A 16,103-nucleotide genomic window follows, 5' to 3' on the forward strand; every position below is an offset into this window, starting at 1 on the left:
GCCTCGTCGGGGCCGGCGCTCACGCCTTGTGAATGAGCCGGCGGCGGCGCGCGAGGGTGAAGCTGATGATCAGCAGGATCGCCAGGACGGCCAGACCAATCACCGTTGCCACCGACATGCCACCTGAATCGCCCGTCTGAGCTGCTTCATCGACAGCCGGTGTGGCCGCGCTCGGCGTGGTCGGTGTCGATGCAGCCGGCGTCGAGTCCGCACTCGGGGGGGCCGTGCTTCCGGCGGGAGTGGGGTCTGCGGGGTCGGCGGTGACCGCCGCTGGGGTAAAGGTGAAGCCGTAGGTGCCCTGGATGGTGTGGCCGTCGGCGGACACGATCCGGTAGGAGACCCCATAGGCACCGCCGCCACCCATCGAGACCGGCTGGGTCACGACATCGCCCTGCACGGTGGGTTCACCATCGGTCACGTCGGTGCCGCTGGGGTCCAGGACCGCGATCTGGGCGAACCCGGGCTGCACCCCGTCGGTGAAGGTGAGCTCCAGGGCACCAGGTGCCTCCTCGACGGTGCCGTCGACCGCGGGGCTGGCGGACTCCAGGTCGCTGTGCGCCTGCGCGGAGGGCGCCCCGAGCAGAACAGCGAACAGCACCGATGCCACGACCACCGCTGCACGCAGCGACGTTCTTCTGGTGCCAGACCCCCATGCGCCCTGACCTGCCTGGAGGCTATGGGGGCCCAGGGCTCGGGCGGTGTACTGCACGGTCACAGGGTGGCTCCTGGGCTGGTGGGCTGCGGGGTGCTCGGGGACCGCCTCGGCGATCCCCTCGTCTAGTCGCCAGCTGGCGACCTGTGGTTCCCCCGTGGTGTCAGGTCGGGTCGGGGTCGTTGGCACCCTGTCGGGCGCCGGTGCCCTCGAGCAGTTCACTGGCGTAGGGCCCGTGCTTCTTGCCCGCGTGCGCCTCCTCCTGGAGCCGTCGCTGCAGGTGCGGGTAGTGCAGCTCGAACGCCGGCCGCTCGGAGCGGATCCGCGGGATCTCGATGAAGTTGTGCCGCGGCGGCGGGGAGGACGTGGCCCACTCCAGCGAGTTGCCGTGGCCCCACGGGTCATCGCGCAACGCGAGCTGCCCGAACTTCCAGGAGTGCACCACGTTGTAGAGGAACGGGATGGTCGAGGCACCCAGGATGAAAGACCCGACCGTGGAGATCGTGTTCAGCGTGGTGAAGTTGTCACTGGCCAGGTAATCGGCATACCGGCGCGGCATCCCCTGTGAACCCAGCCAGTGCTGGACCAGGAACGTGGCGTGGAACCCGATGAACGTCAGCCAGAAGTGCAGCTTGCCCAACCGCTCGTCCATCATCCGGCCGCACATCTTGGGGAACCAGAAGTAGATGCCGGCGTAGGCGGCGAACACCACGGTGCCGAAGACCACGTAGTGGAAGTGCGCGACCACGAAGTAGGAGTCGTTGAGCTGCCAGTCCAGGGGCGGGGAGGCCAGCAGCACGCCGGTGAGCCCACCCAGGAGGAAGGTGACCAGGAAGCCGACGGAGAACAGCATCGGGGCCTCGAAGGTCAGCTGCCCCCGCCACATGGTGCCGATCCAGTTGAAGAACTTGATCCCGGTGGGCACCGCGATCAGGTAGGTCAAGAAGCTGAAGAACGGCAGCAGCACCGCGCCGGTGGCGAACATGTGGTGCGCCCACACGGTCAGCGACAGGGCGCCGATGGCGATGATCGCGAAGATCATGCCCTTGTAACCGAACAGCGGCTTGCGGCTGAACACCGGGATGATCTCGGAGATGATCCCGAAGAACGGCAACGCGATGATGTAGACCTCGGGATGGCCGAAGAACCAGAACAGGTGCTGCCACAGCATCGGCCCGCCGTTGGCGGCCGAGAAGATCAACGCACCGAGATGCCGGTCGGCCAGCAGCGCAAACAAGGCTGCGGTGAGGATCGGGAAGGCCAGCAGGATGAGCACGCTGGTGATGAGGGAAGACCACACGAAGATGGGCATCCGGAACATCGTCATCCCCGGCGCCCGCAGGCAGACGATGGTGCTGATGAAGTTGACCGCACCCAGGATCGTGCCCAGGCCCGACACGGCCAGCCCCGCGATCCACAGGTCGGCGCCGGCGCCCGGTGAGTTGGTGGCATCAGAAAGCGGGCTGTAGGCATACCACCCGAAGTCTGCTGCCCCACCAGGAGTCAGGAACCCCGACATAGCGATCAACCCGCCAAAGAGGAACAGCCAGTAGGAGAAGGCGTTCAAGCGGGGGAACGCGACGTCGGGCGCGCCGATCTGCAGCGGCAGGATCAGGTTGGCAAACGCGAAGAACAGCGGCGTCGCGAAGAACAGCAACATCACGGTGCCGTGCATGGTGAACAGCTGGTTGTACTGCTCGTTGGACAGGTACTGCAGCCCGGGGCGGGCCAGTTCACCGCGCATGAGCATGGCCATCAGGCCACCGACCATGAACCAGGTGAACGACGTGATCATGTACATCACGCCGATCTTCTTGTGGTCGGTCGTGCGCAGCAGATCCGCCAGTCGGGAGCCCTTGCCCTCCGGCATCGGGGGGCTGGGTCGACTGATGATCTGCACCGGCGCGATGGTCACGGCGACCTCTCTCCACAGCTCTGGCCGCACCGAGCGGGGCGGCCACGGGTCTCCCCGTCTGCTAGGCAGCGTAGTAGATGTGTCAGGTGCCCGACGCGCGCCGTCAGGCACGGCGCGAGAGCGAGGTCGTCGCCCGGTACCGACCGACAGGGCAGGATGAGGACGTCGTCCCGGCCGCACACCCTGGTCACCGACCGTGCCGCCCCGGGGACCGACCGCTGGACCGACAACGATCTGCAGGGAGACACGTGCGCCCGTTCGGAGACCTCGAGGCCGCGATCATGCAGGTGCTGTGGGACCGCGGGGAGCCGGCGACGGTCCGCGACGTCCTGGGTTCCCTGCAGACACCCAAGACCCTGGCCTACACGACGGTCATGACCGTGTTGGACAACCTGCACCGCAAGAACGAGGTGACCCGGGAGATGCACGGGCGGGCCTGGAGCTACAGACCCCTGCGGTCTCGGGCCGAGCACTCAGCGGCCCTGCTGCAGGGTGTGCTGCAAGACGCCGGGGACCCGGGGGCCGTGCTGATGCACTTCGTCGCCGACCTCGACCCCGCGGTCGTCACGCAGCTGCAGCAGGCTGTTCGGGCCGCACAGACCGAGAAGGACACTCCGGCGTGACCGCCACCTGGATCCTGGGTGCAGCGGGTGTGGCTCTCCTGCTGCTGGGGCCTCGCCTGCGCCACGCGGGGTGGGTGGAGAGGTCCCCGAAGCTGGCGATCGGGCTGTGGCAGGCCTTGTGCCTGTCGGCAGTGGCCGTGCCGGTCCTGATGGGACTGACATTGTTGGTCCCGGCCACTGTTTGGGTCACCGACATCGCCGGGTGGGTGCACGCCTGCGCTCAGAGCATCCAGGACGCCTACGGCTTCCACGGCGATTCCCTGGAGCCGGCGATCGGGCTGCTGATCAGCGCCGCGACGGTGGCGTGGACGGTGGGATGGGTGACCGTGGAGGCCATCGGGGCGCACCGGGACCGGCGGCGGGTCCGAGACTCCCTGGCCCTGATCAGTGCCGCGGACCCCCGGCTGGGCGTGCACGTGGTGCAGGCCGCAGCCCCAGCCGCTTTCTGTGTGCCCGGCCGCTCGGCGCAGGTCGTCATCACTTCAGGGGCGCTGGAGGTTCTGACCCCCGCCGAGCTGGCCGGGGTGTTGGCCCACGAACGGGCGCACCTCAATGCCCGTCACCACATCGCCGTGGTGCTCTCCCAGTCCTTGCAGCGCGCCTTCCCGCACGTGGGACTCTTCGCCACCGCCACCGCCCAGACTCGTCGGTTGATCGAGATGGCTGCCGATGACAGCGCCGTCCAGCGGGTCGACCGCCTCAGCGTTGCCTCAGCGATCGTCCGTCTGGCCTCGATGCAGGCTCCCGGCGCCGCATTCGCCATGGCCGGGGGAGCCGCCACCCACGCCACCACCGCCCGGGTGGGCCGTCTGCTCGCCCCAGCCCTTCCGCTGGAACGGGGACGCCAGGGCATGGTGCTGGTCGGCGTCGCTGCCCTGGTCGGCGTTCCACTGCTGGTGACCGTGGCCCCGACCGTCGTGGCGGCACTCAATCACCTGTGCGCCGTGTCGTTCTGATCTCGACTGCCATTTGCTGCCCCACCCGCTCCTACTAAGGCTGTTAGTCGCAGATGGTTGAGTGGGGGGCATGGCCACCACCAGCGGGACAGGACCACTGGGCGCCACCGTCGGGTTGCCCCTGACTCGCCGCGGGTTCCTGGCAGCGGTTGCCCTCGGTTCCAGTGCCCCCCCTGCTGGGTGCTTGCTCGGGAGGCGGTGATGCACCCGCCGGTTCCTCGGTCAGCGGCGGCAGCGCCTCTGGTCCAGCCGCGGTGACCACCGCAGTCGACGGGACCCAGGAAGTGAAATTGGTCGTCAACGACGACTTCGTGTTCCTCCCCGACGCCTTCACGGTCGCACCGGGACCCGTACGGCTCACCCTGTCCAGCCAAGCGACCCAGATGACCCACAACTTCCTCTTCAGCGCAGGCCAGGGGCCCGCCGCCATCACCGAGGAGATCCCGATCCTCGGGCCAGGTGATGAGGCCACCATCGACTTCGAGGTCACCGCCCCTGGCAATTACCCCTTTGAATGCTCCTTCCACCTGGCCCTCGGCCAGGTGGGGACCATGACGGTGACATCCGGCTGAGCCGCCAACAACAGCGGCGGCGGCGGCGGCAGGACCCTTTTTCACGGGTCAGAGCACCACCCGCACGGACCTGGCCTCACTGGGAGGCACCCGGAAGGTCAGCTTTGCCAAAATGGCCCGGGCAGGTGCCGAACCGGGTCCTTGTCGGCCACCTACTAGCGGGTGAACTCGTCGAACTGCGTGCTCACAGCTGCACTCCGCGCTCGGCCAGCCACTGCGCCGGGTCCAAGCGTGGTCCGTTCATGCCGCCCTGGTGGACCTCGAAGTGCAGGTGCGGCCCGGTCGACTGACCCCGATTGCCCAGCAGGGCGATCGGGTCTCCGGCGGCCACGATGTCACCGGCCCGCACCTGGATGGTCTCCATGTGGCCGTAGACGGTGACGTCGCCGTTGGGGTGCTGGATGTAGACGGCGAGCCCAAACCCGCTGGCCGTCCCGGCCCGCACCACCACACCATCGGCGGCCGCGACCTCTTGAGTCAGCATGGGAGCCCCGAAGTCCAACCCGTTGTGTGTCGTTCCCCATCGGGCACCGAAACTGCTGGTCAGCACGCCCTGAACCGGAAGCACGGCCTGTGGTCGCTCCCGCTCGACGCGCTCTGCACGCGAGGCCGCCAGGAGCTCCAACCGGGCGGCGGCCTCGCTCTGGCTGATCTGGGCCTGAGCCTGGGCCTGGGCGAAGACCTCGGAATCCGCGTCCGCGCTGTCCCCGCTGAGCTCCAAGGCGGCAGCCACGCTGGTCCCGCCGTCCGGCAAGGCTTCCACCCCGCGACCGGACCAGGGGGCTGCTCCGATGGCGGCCAGGAGAGCGCCGGTGATCAGGGCGCCGAGAAGGGCCTGTGGTCGTCCATGGATGACCTTGCGACCTACGTTCAGACGAGGAGTTGCCTGGGCCTGCGGTGCCGCCACGGCATTGTCTGGGGCGTGTTTCACCTGCAGTAACCCCTTACCTGGTGTCCGGTCGCACTGGCGCGCCGTGCGATCCGGTCGGTCGTCGCAGCGGGGACCGCGGTCATCTACGATCCCGCATAGGAGACTATGAGTCGAGCGGGTGCCCGCCCCGGAGGCGGACCGCGACACACTGGCGGCAGGAGTAGATGTGGGTGCAGATCACAGCGGCGTGATGTGGATGCCCACCCAGCCGCCGACCTTGGCCCGCCTCATGGCCATCCAGCTGGACTGGACATCGGTCATTCCCGCTCTGGCTGTTCTGGCGCTGGCGCTGTACCTGCTGGGTGTCATCCGGCTGCGGCGCTCGGGCGTCGGCTGGGCCTGGCACCGGACAATGACGTTCACCCTGGGTGTGCTCAGCGTCTTGGCCGTGACCGCGACAGGGGTCCAGGGCTACGGCATGGTGTTGTTCAGCATCCACATGAGCCAGCACATGGTGCTGTCCATGGTCTCCCCCATCCTGTTGCTGCTGGGGGCGCCGGTGACCTTGGCGTTGCGCACCCTGCCTCGGGGGCACGAGCGGGCGGGGGCGTCCCGCCGGTGGCTCCTGGTGGCGCTGCACAGCCGGTTCGCGGCCGTCGTGTCACACCCGGGCTTCACGATGCCGTTGTTCATCGCGTCGCTGTACGGCATCTACTTCACCCCGCTGGTGGACCTGATGATGGAGAACGCCGTCGGTCACATCGTGATGCTGGGTCATTTCCTGGTCACCGGGTTGCTGTTCTTCGGAGGGGTGCTGGCCGTGGACCCGTGGCCACACTCCTCCCGTCATCCGGTGCGGATGCTCGAGCTGCTGCTCCCAATGCCCATGCACGCCTTCTTCGGCGTCGCGATCATGATGGCCAGCACCCCCCTGGTTCGGATCTTCAGTGACCCCCCTGCTGCCTGGGACATCGACCCGATGGCCGACCAGTCCACCGCCGGCAGCCTCACCTGGGTGTTCGGCGAACTGCCCACCATCCTGGTGCTGGGCGTGGTGTTCTTCTCCTGGGTGGCATCAGATGAGCGCCGCAACCGGGCCGCTGACCGAGCCGAGGCCCGCTCGGGGGACCTGGACCTGGCCGCCTACAACGCTCACCTGGCCCAGTTGGCCCAACAGTCGGCGCGCTCCCCCGGTACTGACGCCGTGCCCTCCCGGTGACCGGGGCGCCAGCCCTACTGGGCCGAGATTCGACAGCCCCCGCCCCAGGTGCTCCCCGGTGGAGAAGTCCAACCAGGACAGGCGCGCTCGCCGGGCTGGCCGTGGCGGGCGCCGGCGGGGCGCTGCTGTGGCTGGCCTTCCCCTCCTGGAACCTGTGGCCGTTGGCCCTGCTGGCCCCGGCGATGCTGTCGTGGGCCACCCACCGGCGTTCACCCTGGCAGGGCGCCGTCCTGGGCATGGTCTTCGGTCTGGCGTTCATGCTGCCGCTGCTGAGCTGGGCTGGGGTGTTCGTCGGCGCTGTTCCCTGGGTGGCTCTGGCCGTGTCCCAAGCCCTGTTCTACGCCGCTCTGGGCGCAGGATGCGCTGCCCTGAGCAGGCTTCCGGGCGCAGCGTGGTGGTCGGCATGTCTGTGGGTCGCCGTGGAGGCTGCCCGGTCGCGATGGCCCTTCGGTGGGTTGCCGTGGGGACGGTTGGCCTTCAGTCAGGCCGACTCCCCACTGGCCCAGCTCGCCGCCGTGGGTGGGGTACCGCTGGTGAGCTTCGCGGTCGCGCTGACCGGCACGCAGATCGCTGCGGTGATGGTCAGCCGCAGCCAGCCACGGCCCTCACCCGACCGCAGCGCGTGGCCCCGCGGTGGGCCGGCACTGCTGTCGGCCATGCTCCCGATGCTGGTCAGCGTCCCCCTGTGGGCCTCGGCATTCCATCTCAGTCCGGCCTCCTCCACCGACACTGGGCGGGCAGTGACCGTCGCGGTCATCCAGGGCAACGTGCCCCGAGCGGGCCTGGACTTCAACGCCCAACGACGCGCGGTTCTGGACAACCACGTCCAGGCCACCCTCGACCTGGCTGCAGCTGTGGACGCAGGGACCGAGCCAGCCCCCCGGTTGGTCATCTGGCCGGAGAACAGCTCCGACATCGACCCCCTGACCAACCCCGACGCGGCCGCCCACATCACTCAGGCGGCCCAGGCGATCGGTGTGCCCATCCTCATCGGGGCGGTCCTGGAAGGACCGGGGGAGAACCTCACCAACGCCGGCATCGTCTGGGACCCCGTCACTGGGCCGGGACAGCAGTACGCCAAGCGCCACCCGGTGCCCTTCGGGGAGTACATGCCCGCCCGGTCGTTCTTCCGGCTCTTCAGCGACCAGGTCGACCTACTCGAGCGGGACTTCGTGGCCGGTGAGGAGGTGGGGCTGCTCGACATCGCCGGCGTACCGGTCGGGGACGTCATCTGCTTCGAGGTCGCCTACGACGGACTCGTCAGCGACGTCGTCGAGCAAGGTGCCCGGTTGCTGGTGGTGCAGACCAACAACGCGACCTTCGGGTTCACCGATGAGAGCCCTCAGCAGCTCGCGATGAGTCGCCTACGGGCCATCGAGCACGACCGGACGGTCATCGTGTCCGCGACCAGTGGCCTGTCCGCGGTCATCGACCCCGACGGCACGGTGGTCGATGAGTCCGAGCTGTTCCGACCGTGGCAGTTCGTCGGCCCGGTCACCCTTGCTGAGAGCACCACGCTGGCCACCCGTGTGGGTGCGGCCCCCGAGGCGGCACTGAGCCTGGCTGCCCTGGCAGCACTCGTCGCGGCGACCCGGCCCGCTGTGCGGAGACGGCGCACAGCTCACGCCGCTGCCCCCGCGACTTCTCCCGCTCTTTCTCCTGCTGCTGGCGACCCCGATCGCACCGCTCAGCTCCCCCACCGACGACCCCGAGGACACCTGATTCGATGAGCACCCAGACGATGGCCTCCCTGTCCGACCAGCTCTTCACGGTCTCCGTGCTCGCCTATGGCCTGGCCACCCTTGCCTTCTGCGCCCAGCTCGCGTTCGGATCGCGGCAACGGGCCACCGCAGCCGACGCCGAGTCCCGGTCCCCGGTGCTCATCCCGGCTGGACCGAGGACGGAGCCGCCGGGACAGGGCGGTTCGCTCGCCGCCGAGCCGCCGGCCGCCGACCCGCCCTCCGCCGACTCGCCCTTCGTCCGGCCCGCACGCCGGTTCTCCTGGAGCACGCTGGCCTTGGCCCTGACGGTGCTGGGCGCGGTCGTGCAGACCGCCGTGCTCGCCTTGCGGGGTTTCGGGACCGGTCGCGCCCCGTGGGGCAACATGTACGAGTTCGGGACCGCGGCGGTGCTGATCGGTGTCCTGGCCTACCTGGTCACAGCGTTCCGGGTGCCTGCGATGCGTCACATCGGGCTTTTCGTGACCGGCCCGGTGATGGTCAGTCTGGTGCTCATCGGCTTTTTCCTCTACGCCGAGGCCGGCCCGCTGATCGCCGCTCTGCGCTCGGACTGGCTGGTCGTGCACGTCTCGGCGGCGATCATCTCCTTCGGGGTGTTCCTGGTCAGTGCCACCGCCAGCGTCTTGTTCCTGCTCCAGCGACGCCGCGAGGGACGCCCGCCCCGCGCACGGATGGGCGTGCTGGACCGGCTTCCCTCATCGGTCGCGCTGGACCGGGTAGCCCACCGGGCGGCGGTGTTCGCGTTCCCCATCTGGACGTTCGCCGTGGTCGCCGGGGCGATCTGGGCCGAGAGCGCGTGGGGCCGGTTCTGGGGTTGGGATCCCAAGGAGACGTGGGCGTTCATCTCCTGGGTGGCCTACGCCTCCTACCTGCACGCCCGCAGCACTGCGGGGTGGCGGGGTGCGCCGGCGGCGTGGATCAACCTGGTGGGCTTCGGCTCACTGGTGTTCAACTTGCTCTTTGTCAACCTCGTCTCCACCGGCCTGCACTCCTACGGCGGTGTCTGAGATTCTCGGGCGCCGCCCGCGCCGCCCGCGCCGCCCGCGGCGGCGAGCGGTCGTGCTGACGGCGACCGCAGCGGCCACCGTGCTGGTGGTCGGCCTGCTGACCCGGGTGGCCACGCACGGCCACCCCGCCGAGGCCACGGTGACCCCCGGCAGCGGCCAGGCCGCTGCCGACGTGGTCGCAGGGGGGTGGTCGACGGGGTACGTCGCAGCATCCGCGGCCGTCGGCGTGGCGGTTGCCCTCCTGGTGGGGGCAGGCGTCGAAGGGCGTCGGCGGCTTCGACGTCGGCCCGAGCAGCGCACGCTGCGAACCCATCTGGGACCGCCACCCTGTGAGGTCACCCGGGTGCCCCTGCATCTGGTGACACCGACGGCCGACCCGGGCGCAGTCGACGTCGGGCGATGGTGGCCCTCAGACGAACGAAGAGCCCAGTCCGGTCGTGGCCAACCATGCTCGGGTGTAGATCATGATCGCGTCCCAGGTGCCGGTGACCAGCAGGATTCCTAGCAGGACCAGGAGGCCGCCGCCGATGCGGGTGACGGTGCGGGCATGGCGGCGGGCGTACCGGGACAGGGTGAGGGCCCGCCGGGCTCCGCTGGCGATGAACACGAACGGCAATCCCAGACCCAGGCAGTAGGCCAAGGCCAGGATGGCGCCGCGGGTCGCTGAGGCCTCGCTGTAGGCGAGGGCGTTGACCGCCGAGAGGGTCGGACCCAGACACGGGGTCCAGCCCAGCCCGAACACCATGCCCAGCAGTGGTGCCCCGAGCAGTCCGGCCGGTGGCCGGCGGTGCAGCCGTCGCTCTCGTTGCAGCCAGCCCAACCCGCCCAGGAACGCCAGACCCATGACGATGGTGACCACACCCATGACCCGGGTGATCACTGGCGCCCATTCCAGCAACAGCCTGCCCAGGCCCCCGAACGCGGCGCCGAAGGACATGAAGACCACCGTGAACCCGGCCACGAACAGCACGGCCCCAGCCAGCACCCGCCCGCGCCCACCCTGGGGAGCATCGGGTCCGGGCTCGTCGTGCCCCAGCGCAGCCACGCCTGCCCCGCCTCGGGTCTGGAGGGTCGCCCCGGCCGTGGCCGGTACCCCCGGTCGGGCAGCCTGACTGCCGCTGAGCCCGGCCACGTAGCCCAGGTAACCCGGGACCAGCGGCAGCACGCAGGGCGAGGCAAAGCTGATCAAACCCACCAGGGCCGCCACGGCCACGGCCACCACGAGGGAACCATCGGTGACCAACCCGGCGAAGAGCGACCCCAACTCACTCATCGGGCGCGCCGGTCGAAGGTGGGGCCGACGGTGGGGTGGTCGGGGGTGGGGTGGGGTCCTCGGCGAGCAGGGTCTGCAGGCTGGTCCGCAGGTCGTCCTCGGCGACGGCGGAGACGTAGACGGCGGCGACCCGGTTCTCCCGGTCCAGCAGGATCGTCGTAGGGACGACGTTGGCGGGGAACCCGTTGAACGCCAGCGCCACCTCCCCGGAGGGGTCAAACAAGGAGGGGTAGGTGATGCCGAAGTCGGTGGTGAAGGCCTGGGCGAGTTGCCTCTGGTCCCGGACGGCGACTCCCAGGAAAGCCACGCCGGCCTCGGCGACGTCGGTGAAGACGGTTTGGAATTCCGGTGACTCCACCCGACACGGTGCGCACCACGAACCCCAGAAGTTGATCACCACGATGTCCCCAGCCAGCGAGAAGGACTCGAAGGTCGTCCCGTCGAGGAGCTCCCCGCCGAACTCCGGGGCACTCTGCCGATCCTCGGCGGGGATCAGTTGGGCCGCCGGGGTGGCCGCAGTGAAGTCGAAATCCCCGCCGGCACCGCTCGTGCTCGGGTTGGCACCGGAACTGCCGCAGCCGGCGACCAGCAGCCCGAGCACCCCGGAGGCACCGACCGTCAGAACCGTCCGTCTGGAGATCCCTGCCTGGCCCTCAGCCAAGGGAGACACTCCAGAAGGTCCAGAACCGAACGGTGATCAAGGTGGCGATCACCAAGATCCACGCCGTGACGATCACCCCTTGCCGCCGATGCAGGACGCCGACCGCCGTCGCCGCCGGCCCGGGCTGGCGCCTCGTGACAGCCGTGAGGTTGCGGGCGGTGACGGCGACGAACAGAGCGATGACGACGACCCACACGACCATGCAGTAGGGACACAACGCCCCGATGCGGTACAGGCTGGCCGCGATCAGCCAGTGCACGAAGACGACCGCAGCACTCACCCCGACCTGCAACCCGGCCCAGAACCACACCGGGAGCACCGCGCCGCCGGCCAGAGCCGCGCCGACGACCAGCACGACGCTGAATCCGATGAGACCCAGCAGGGGGTTGGGGAACCCGAATGCCTCGGCCTGCGGGCTGGTCATCACCGACCCGCAGCTCAAGACGGGGTTGATGCTGCAGGTCGGGACGTAGGCGCTGTCGGTGAGCAGTCGGTACTTCTCCACCGCAAGCACGAATGCCGCCAGCAGTCCCAGCGCGCCACCCAGGATCAGTCCCGCCCCCAGCCGCCGCTCCCGGCCGGGCTGACCCGGCCCGACCGGGGGCGTGCGGCCTGATGACTCAGGCGTGCTGTTCCAGGCTCCTGGGTCGGCGGCCGGAACCGACACCGAGGTGGGGGTGGACACGCTTACTCGTTGACGGCCGCGTCGACGGCGGCGATGAGCTCCTCAGCCGAACCGACTGTCAGCTGCTCCCCGTTGAGGAAGAACGTGGGAGTTCCTTGCACGCCCAGGGCCAGCCCGTCGTCGCGGTCGGCGAGCACCCGCTCCAGGGTCGCCGGGTCGGCGACGGCGCTGTCGTAGGCATCCATGTCCAGCCCCAGGTCGGTCGCGAACTCCCGGAACAACCCGGCCATGGAGGTCTGCTGCTCACCCCACTGGGTCTGGGTGGCGTACATCTGCTGGTACATCGCCTCAAATTGCCCCTGCTGGGCAGCCGCCTCCACGGCAACCGCAGCGTTCTGCCCGTTGAAGTGACCCTCGACCGGGAAGTAACGAGCGATGAAGGTGACCTGTCCGGCGTAGTCCTCGCGCAGCTGCTCCACCACCGGGTAGGCGGCCAGGCAGGACTCGCACTCGAAGTCCAGGAACTCCACCAGAGTCACCTCCCCCGGGGCCGTGTCCAGGCGGTGGCTGTTCTCCCGCACCACCAGATCCTCGCCACCCTGGCCGTCCGCGGTGGCGTCTGAGCCCCCACCGCCGAACACCATCACCGCCACAGCGACCACGGCAGCGAAGACCGCTACGAGCAGGACCGAGATCATGGTGTTGGACCGCAGGATGACTCCTCGAGATGGCGGCCACGAGACGGGCCGCAAGACGGACGCTTCCTACTATCCAGGATAGGAAACCTGCGCATCAACCCGGGGTGAACATACCTACAGGCGTCAGTATGTTGTAGTGTCACTCAGCCTGAGCCCACTAGGGGTGTCCAAGTGCTGCGATGTGGAGTGACCCGTGACTGAGGACCGCTGCGACCTGCTGTGCCTGGATCTGCCTCATGCTGAGGCCGTACGCGGAGGGCTCCCCAACGTCGAACAGGCCGCAGGGCCGGCTCAGCAGTTCAGGGCCCTGGCCGACCCACAGCGCCTGCGTATCGCTGCAGCGCTGCAAGCCGGCGGTGAGTTGTGCGTGTGCGATCTGGCTTGGATCGTCGGGGCCAGCCAGAACCTGGTGTCCCACCACGCGCGGGTGCTACGGACGGCGGGGATGGCTGCATCCCGTAAGGACGGCAAGCTGGTCATGTACCGGCTCACCGACATCGGCCAGGCCCTGCTGGCCATGGCCGGGATCGTGCCGCCCGCGGCTGTCCCGGACGCCGGCCGCCCGGTCGTCTCGGCGGCGCCCGGTGTCTGACCTGTGTTGCGGCCCCGATGACGAGCCGACGCCCCGGACGCCGGCGCGAGCACTCGCCACCATCCCCCTCACCTCGGCTCGTCCCACGGAACCGGTGACGGGGTGCGGTAAGGGCTGCGCCTGCTGCGCTCCCAGCACCGTCGACCAGCTGGCCGCGGTCGGCGATGGCTGCGGTGACCCCACCTGCTCGGCACCCAGCACCCCGGTCGACGAGCCGGCCCTGCCACTGTGGCGAGCCCGGTCGGCCCAGCTGGCCGGCGCCGCAGGGCTGTTCTGGATGGCCTCGCAGGCCACGGCCTGGACCGGTGGACCGGTCGTGCTCGGGACCTTGCTCGCCTTCGGTGCCGTGCTCGCCGGCGGCGCCACCTTCGTGCCCGGCACCCTGCGTGCGCTGGCCCACCGCCGGCTGGGCGTGGGCACGCTGATGACCGTGGCCATGATCGGCGCCATCGCCCTGGGCGAGGTGCGCGAGGCCGCGATGCTGGCCTTCCTGTTCTCCCTCGCCGAGGCGCTGGAGGACTACGCCGTCGACCGCACCCGCCGCGGCCTGCGGTCCCTGCTGGACCTGGTGCCCGCCCGCGCCACCGTGCTCCGCCCCGGCCCCGCAGGGCTCTCGGAGTCCGAGGTCGACCCGGCCGACCTGCGCGTCGGCGACGTGCTGGTCGTCCGGCCCGGAGAGCGGCTGGCCACCGACGGCACCGTGACCGACGGCCGATCGACCCTGGACACCTCCGCGATCACCGGGGAGTCCCTGCCCGTGGAGGTGCAGCCCGGTACCGAGGTCTTCGCCGCCTCGGTCAACGGCGGCGGGGTCCTGCAGGTCACCGTCACCGCCACCGTCGCCGATAACTCCCTGGCCCGCGTCGTGCACATCGTCGAGGAGGCCCAGGACCGCAAGGGCGCAGCCCAGCGCCTGGCCGCTCGGATCGCCGCCCCGCTGGTGCCCGCGGTGTTCGTCGTCGCCGCCGCGATCGCCGTCCTGGGTTCCCTCCTCGGCGACCCGGGCGTGTGGATCGAGCGTGCGCTGGTGGTGCTGGTCGCAGCCTCCCCGTGCGCGTTCGCGATCGCCGTCCCGGTCACCGTGGTGGCCGCGATCGGTGCCGCCACCCGCCAGGGCGTGCTGGTCAAGGGCGGCGCCGCCCTGGAGTCGCTCGGCGCCGTCCGCACCCTGGCGCTGGACAAGACCGGCACCCTGACCCGCAACTCCCCCGCCGTCGTCGCCGTCCTCACCACCGACGGCCACGACGCCGAGCAGGTGCTCACCGTCGCCGCAGCCCTCGAGGCCCGCAGCGAGCACCCCCTGGCCGCCGCGGTCCTCGCCCACTGGGCCGCAGCGCACGACGGCGCCCCGGCCCCGGTCGCCACAGACGTGCAGGCGCTGGCCGGTCAGGGCCTCACCGGTGTCCTGGACGGCACCCCGGTGCGGCTGGGCAGACCAGGTTTCCTGGAGCCCGGCACCCTCGCCGGACAGGTGCGGGACCACCAAGACGCCGGCGCCACCGTCGTCCTCGTCGAATCCGCCGGCCAGCTGCTGGGCGCCCTCGCCATCCGCGACGAGCTCCGGCCCGAGGCCGCCGACGTCATCGCCCGGCTGCGCAGGATGGGCGTGGCGACGGCGATGCTCACCGGCGACAACGCCCGCACCGCCGCCCACCTCGCCCGGGCCGCCGGCATCACCGACGTGCACGCCGAGCTGCGCCCCGAGGACAAGGCGACCCTGGTCGACCAGCTGCGCTCGAGCACCCGAGGTGGGGTGGCGATGGTCGGGGACGGCATCAACGACGCCCCCGCCCTGGCCACCGCCGACGTCGGCATCGCCATGGGCGCGATGGGCGCCGACGTCGCCATCGAGACCGCCGACGTCGCCCTGATGGGCGAGAGCCTGCACCAGCTGCCCCGCACCCTGGCCCACGCCCGGCGGGCCCGGACGATCATGCTGCAGAGCCTGGCGTTGTCCGCCGCGATCCTCATCGTGCTCATCCCGCTGGCCGCCCTGGGGGTGCTGTCCCTGGCCGCAGTGATCGTGATCCACGAGGTCGCCGAGGTGTTCGTGATCGCCAACGGGATCCGCGCCGGCAGGTCACACCAATGAACATCCGACAGTCAGCCTGGCTGTCGGGAGCTCGGTTGGTGATGGCTGTGGTCGCTGCAGTCTTGGTGGGGGTGGATCTGGGGGTCAAAGCCCTCATAGAACAACGCCTGGGCGACGGGCGGACCCTGGATGTCGGGATTCTGGACCTACGACTGGGCTACAACACAGGCGCCGCGTTCAGTGTGGGGTCCGACCTGCCCGGCTGGCTGGTCCTGGCCGTCACTGCGGCGGTCACTGTCGTCGTCGCCGGATTCGCCTGGGTCACGGCAGGTCGTGCGCGGACCTCCGGGTGGCCCGTTGCTGGGCTGGCCGCCGTGGTCGGAGGCGCTGTGGGCAATCTGGTGGACCGCGCAGGCGACGGACGCGTCACCGACTACCTGCACACCGGCTGGTTCCCCACCTTCAACCTCGCCGATGTCTTCATCACCTGCGGGGCGGTCGTCTTCGCCGCAAGTACCGTCCTCAACCCCGACATCGAGGACACCGCAGCCACCAAGGCGCGGCCGATGACTACTGACCAGAGATGACGACGATCGCCACTGGGGAGTTCTGCCTCCCCCATCTGCGGTCTGCGGCTGCGCCGCCGTGCGGTCGCCGGTGCCCGCGCA

At 69.9% G+C, this 16,103-nt stretch carries 16 protein-coding genes; 9 read left to right on the forward strand and 7 right to left on the reverse strand.

From position 1 onward, the window contains the following. Positions 1–19 precede the first annotated feature (19 nt). Both ASG41_RS20775 and ctaD read right to left on the reverse strand, forming a co-directional pair. Entirely contained in the window at positions 20–709 is a 690-nt protein-coding gene (locus ASG41_RS20775; RefSeq protein ID WP_162245591.1) for a copper resistance CopC family protein, read from the reverse strand. A 106-nt stretch (positions 710–815) separates the two neighbouring features. Further along, a complete protein-coding gene (gene ctaD / locus ASG41_RS20780; protein WP_056300257.1) occupies positions 816–2,522 on the reverse strand; it encodes a cytochrome c oxidase subunit I in 1,707 nt (568 codons plus the stop codon). 293 nt (positions 2,523–2,815) lie between these two features. On the opposite strand from ctaD, the gene ASG41_RS20785 reads away from it, so the two are divergent. The 3 genes from ASG41_RS20785 (at position 2,816) to ASG41_RS20795 (ending at position 4,718) form a co-directional block, all read left to right on the forward strand. Continuing rightward, a complete protein-coding gene (locus ASG41_RS20785; protein ID WP_055767950.1) occupies positions 2,816–3,190 on the forward strand; it encodes a BlaI/MecI/CopY family transcriptional regulator in 375 nt (124 codons plus the stop codon). After that, the gene (locus ASG41_RS20790; protein ID WP_056300044.1) at positions 3,187–4,146 is read left to right on the forward strand and encodes a M56 family metallopeptidase; all 960 of its coding nucleotides are present in this window, start codon (positions 3,187–3,189) and stop codon (positions 4,144–4,146) included. The genes ASG41_RS20785 and ASG41_RS20790 overlap by 4 nt, the downstream gene beginning before the upstream one ends. 254 nt (positions 4,147–4,400) lie before the next feature. Continuing rightward, a complete protein-coding gene (locus tag ASG41_RS20795; RefSeq protein ID WP_235564959.1) occupies positions 4,401–4,718 on the forward strand; it encodes a plastocyanin/azurin family copper-binding protein in 318 nt (105 codons plus the stop codon). A 184-nt stretch (positions 4,719–4,902) separates the two neighbouring features. On the opposite strand, the gene ASG41_RS20800 is transcribed toward ASG41_RS20795, so the two are convergent. After that, a complete protein-coding gene (locus tag ASG41_RS20800; RefSeq protein WP_235564960.1) occupies positions 4,903–5,481 on the reverse strand; it encodes a M23 family metallopeptidase in 579 nt (192 codons plus the stop codon). Positions 5,482–5,767: 286 nt separating this feature from the next. Here ASG41_RS20800 and ASG41_RS20805 point away from each other — a divergent pair, with 286 nt between their 5' ends. From ASG41_RS20805 to ccsB, 3 genes are all read left to right on the forward strand, one after another. Continuing rightward, on the forward strand, positions 5,768–6,808 hold the full coding sequence (locus ASG41_RS20805; protein ID WP_235564961.1) for a cytochrome c oxidase assembly protein: 1,041 nt from the start codon (positions 5,768–5,770) through the stop codon (positions 6,806–6,808). A gap of 101 nt (positions 6,809–6,909) precedes the next feature. Beyond that, entirely contained in the window at positions 6,910–8,538 is a 1,629-nt protein-coding gene (gene lnt, locus ASG41_RS20810; RefSeq protein WP_235564962.1) for an apolipoprotein N-acyltransferase, read from the forward strand. After that, the gene (ccsB, locus tag ASG41_RS20815) at positions 8,535–9,554 is read left to right on the forward strand and encodes a c-type cytochrome biogenesis protein CcsB (protein WP_056300047.1); all 1,020 of its coding nucleotides are present in this window, start codon (positions 8,535–8,537) and stop codon (positions 9,552–9,554) included. Before lnt ends, ccsB begins: the two co-directional genes overlap by 4 nt. A 409-nt stretch (positions 9,555–9,963) precedes the next feature. Here the strand turns inward: ccsB and ASG41_RS20820 are convergent, their stop codons facing one another. Genes ASG41_RS20820 through ASG41_RS20835 form a run of 4 tightly spaced genes read right to left on the reverse strand, consistent with a single transcriptional unit; the run spans position 9,964 to position 12,811 of the window. Beyond that, the gene (locus ASG41_RS20820) at positions 9,964–10,827 is read right to left on the reverse strand and encodes a cytochrome c biogenesis CcdA family protein (protein ID WP_056300051.1); all 864 of its coding nucleotides are present in this window, start codon (positions 10,825–10,827) and stop codon (positions 9,964–9,966) included. Continuing rightward, positions 10,820–11,497: a TlpA family protein disulfide reductase gene (locus ASG41_RS20825; protein ID WP_369800067.1), complete on the reverse strand. Its 678-nt coding sequence runs from the start codon at positions 11,495–11,497 to the stop codon at positions 10,820–10,822. The genes ASG41_RS20820 and ASG41_RS20825 overlap by 8 nt, the downstream gene beginning before the upstream one ends. Further along, positions 11,481–12,173, reverse strand: coding sequence for a vitamin K epoxide reductase family protein (locus ASG41_RS20830; RefSeq protein WP_082557188.1), 693 nt, complete (start codon positions 12,171–12,173; stop codon positions 11,481–11,483). The genes ASG41_RS20825 and ASG41_RS20830 overlap by 17 nt, the downstream gene beginning before the upstream one ends. A 2-nt stretch (positions 12,174–12,175) precedes the next feature. Next, on the reverse strand, positions 12,176–12,811 hold the full coding sequence (locus ASG41_RS20835; protein ID WP_235564964.1) for a thioredoxin domain-containing protein: 636 nt from the start codon (positions 12,809–12,811) through the stop codon (positions 12,176–12,178). Positions 12,812–13,004: 193 nt separating this feature from the next. On the opposite strand from ASG41_RS20835, the gene ASG41_RS25140 reads away from it, so the two are divergent. The 3 genes from ASG41_RS25140 to lspA all read left to right on the forward strand — a co-directional run bounded on the left by ASG41_RS25140 (position 13,005) and on the right by lspA (position 16,022). Continuing rightward, positions 13,005–13,403, forward strand: a complete 399-nt coding sequence (locus ASG41_RS25140; protein ID WP_056300054.1) for a metalloregulator ArsR/SmtB family transcription factor — start codon at positions 13,005–13,007, stop codon at positions 13,401–13,403. 94 nt (positions 13,404–13,497) lie between these two features. Then, positions 13,498–15,495, forward strand: a complete 1,998-nt coding sequence (locus tag ASG41_RS20845) for a cation-translocating P-type ATPase (RefSeq protein WP_304438038.1) — start codon at positions 13,498–13,500, stop codon at positions 15,493–15,495. A 41-nt stretch (positions 15,496–15,536) separates the two neighbouring features. After that, positions 15,537–16,022: a signal peptidase II gene (gene lspA, locus ASG41_RS20850; RefSeq protein WP_157519621.1), complete on the forward strand. Its 486-nt coding sequence runs from the start codon at positions 15,537–15,539 to the stop codon at positions 16,020–16,022. The last annotated feature ends 81 nt before the right edge of the window (positions 16,023–16,103 follow it).

Source organism: Modestobacter sp. Leaf380, assembly GCF_001424485.1.
GTDB lineage: Bacteria > Actinomycetota > Actinomycetes > Mycobacteriales > Geodermatophilaceae > Klenkia.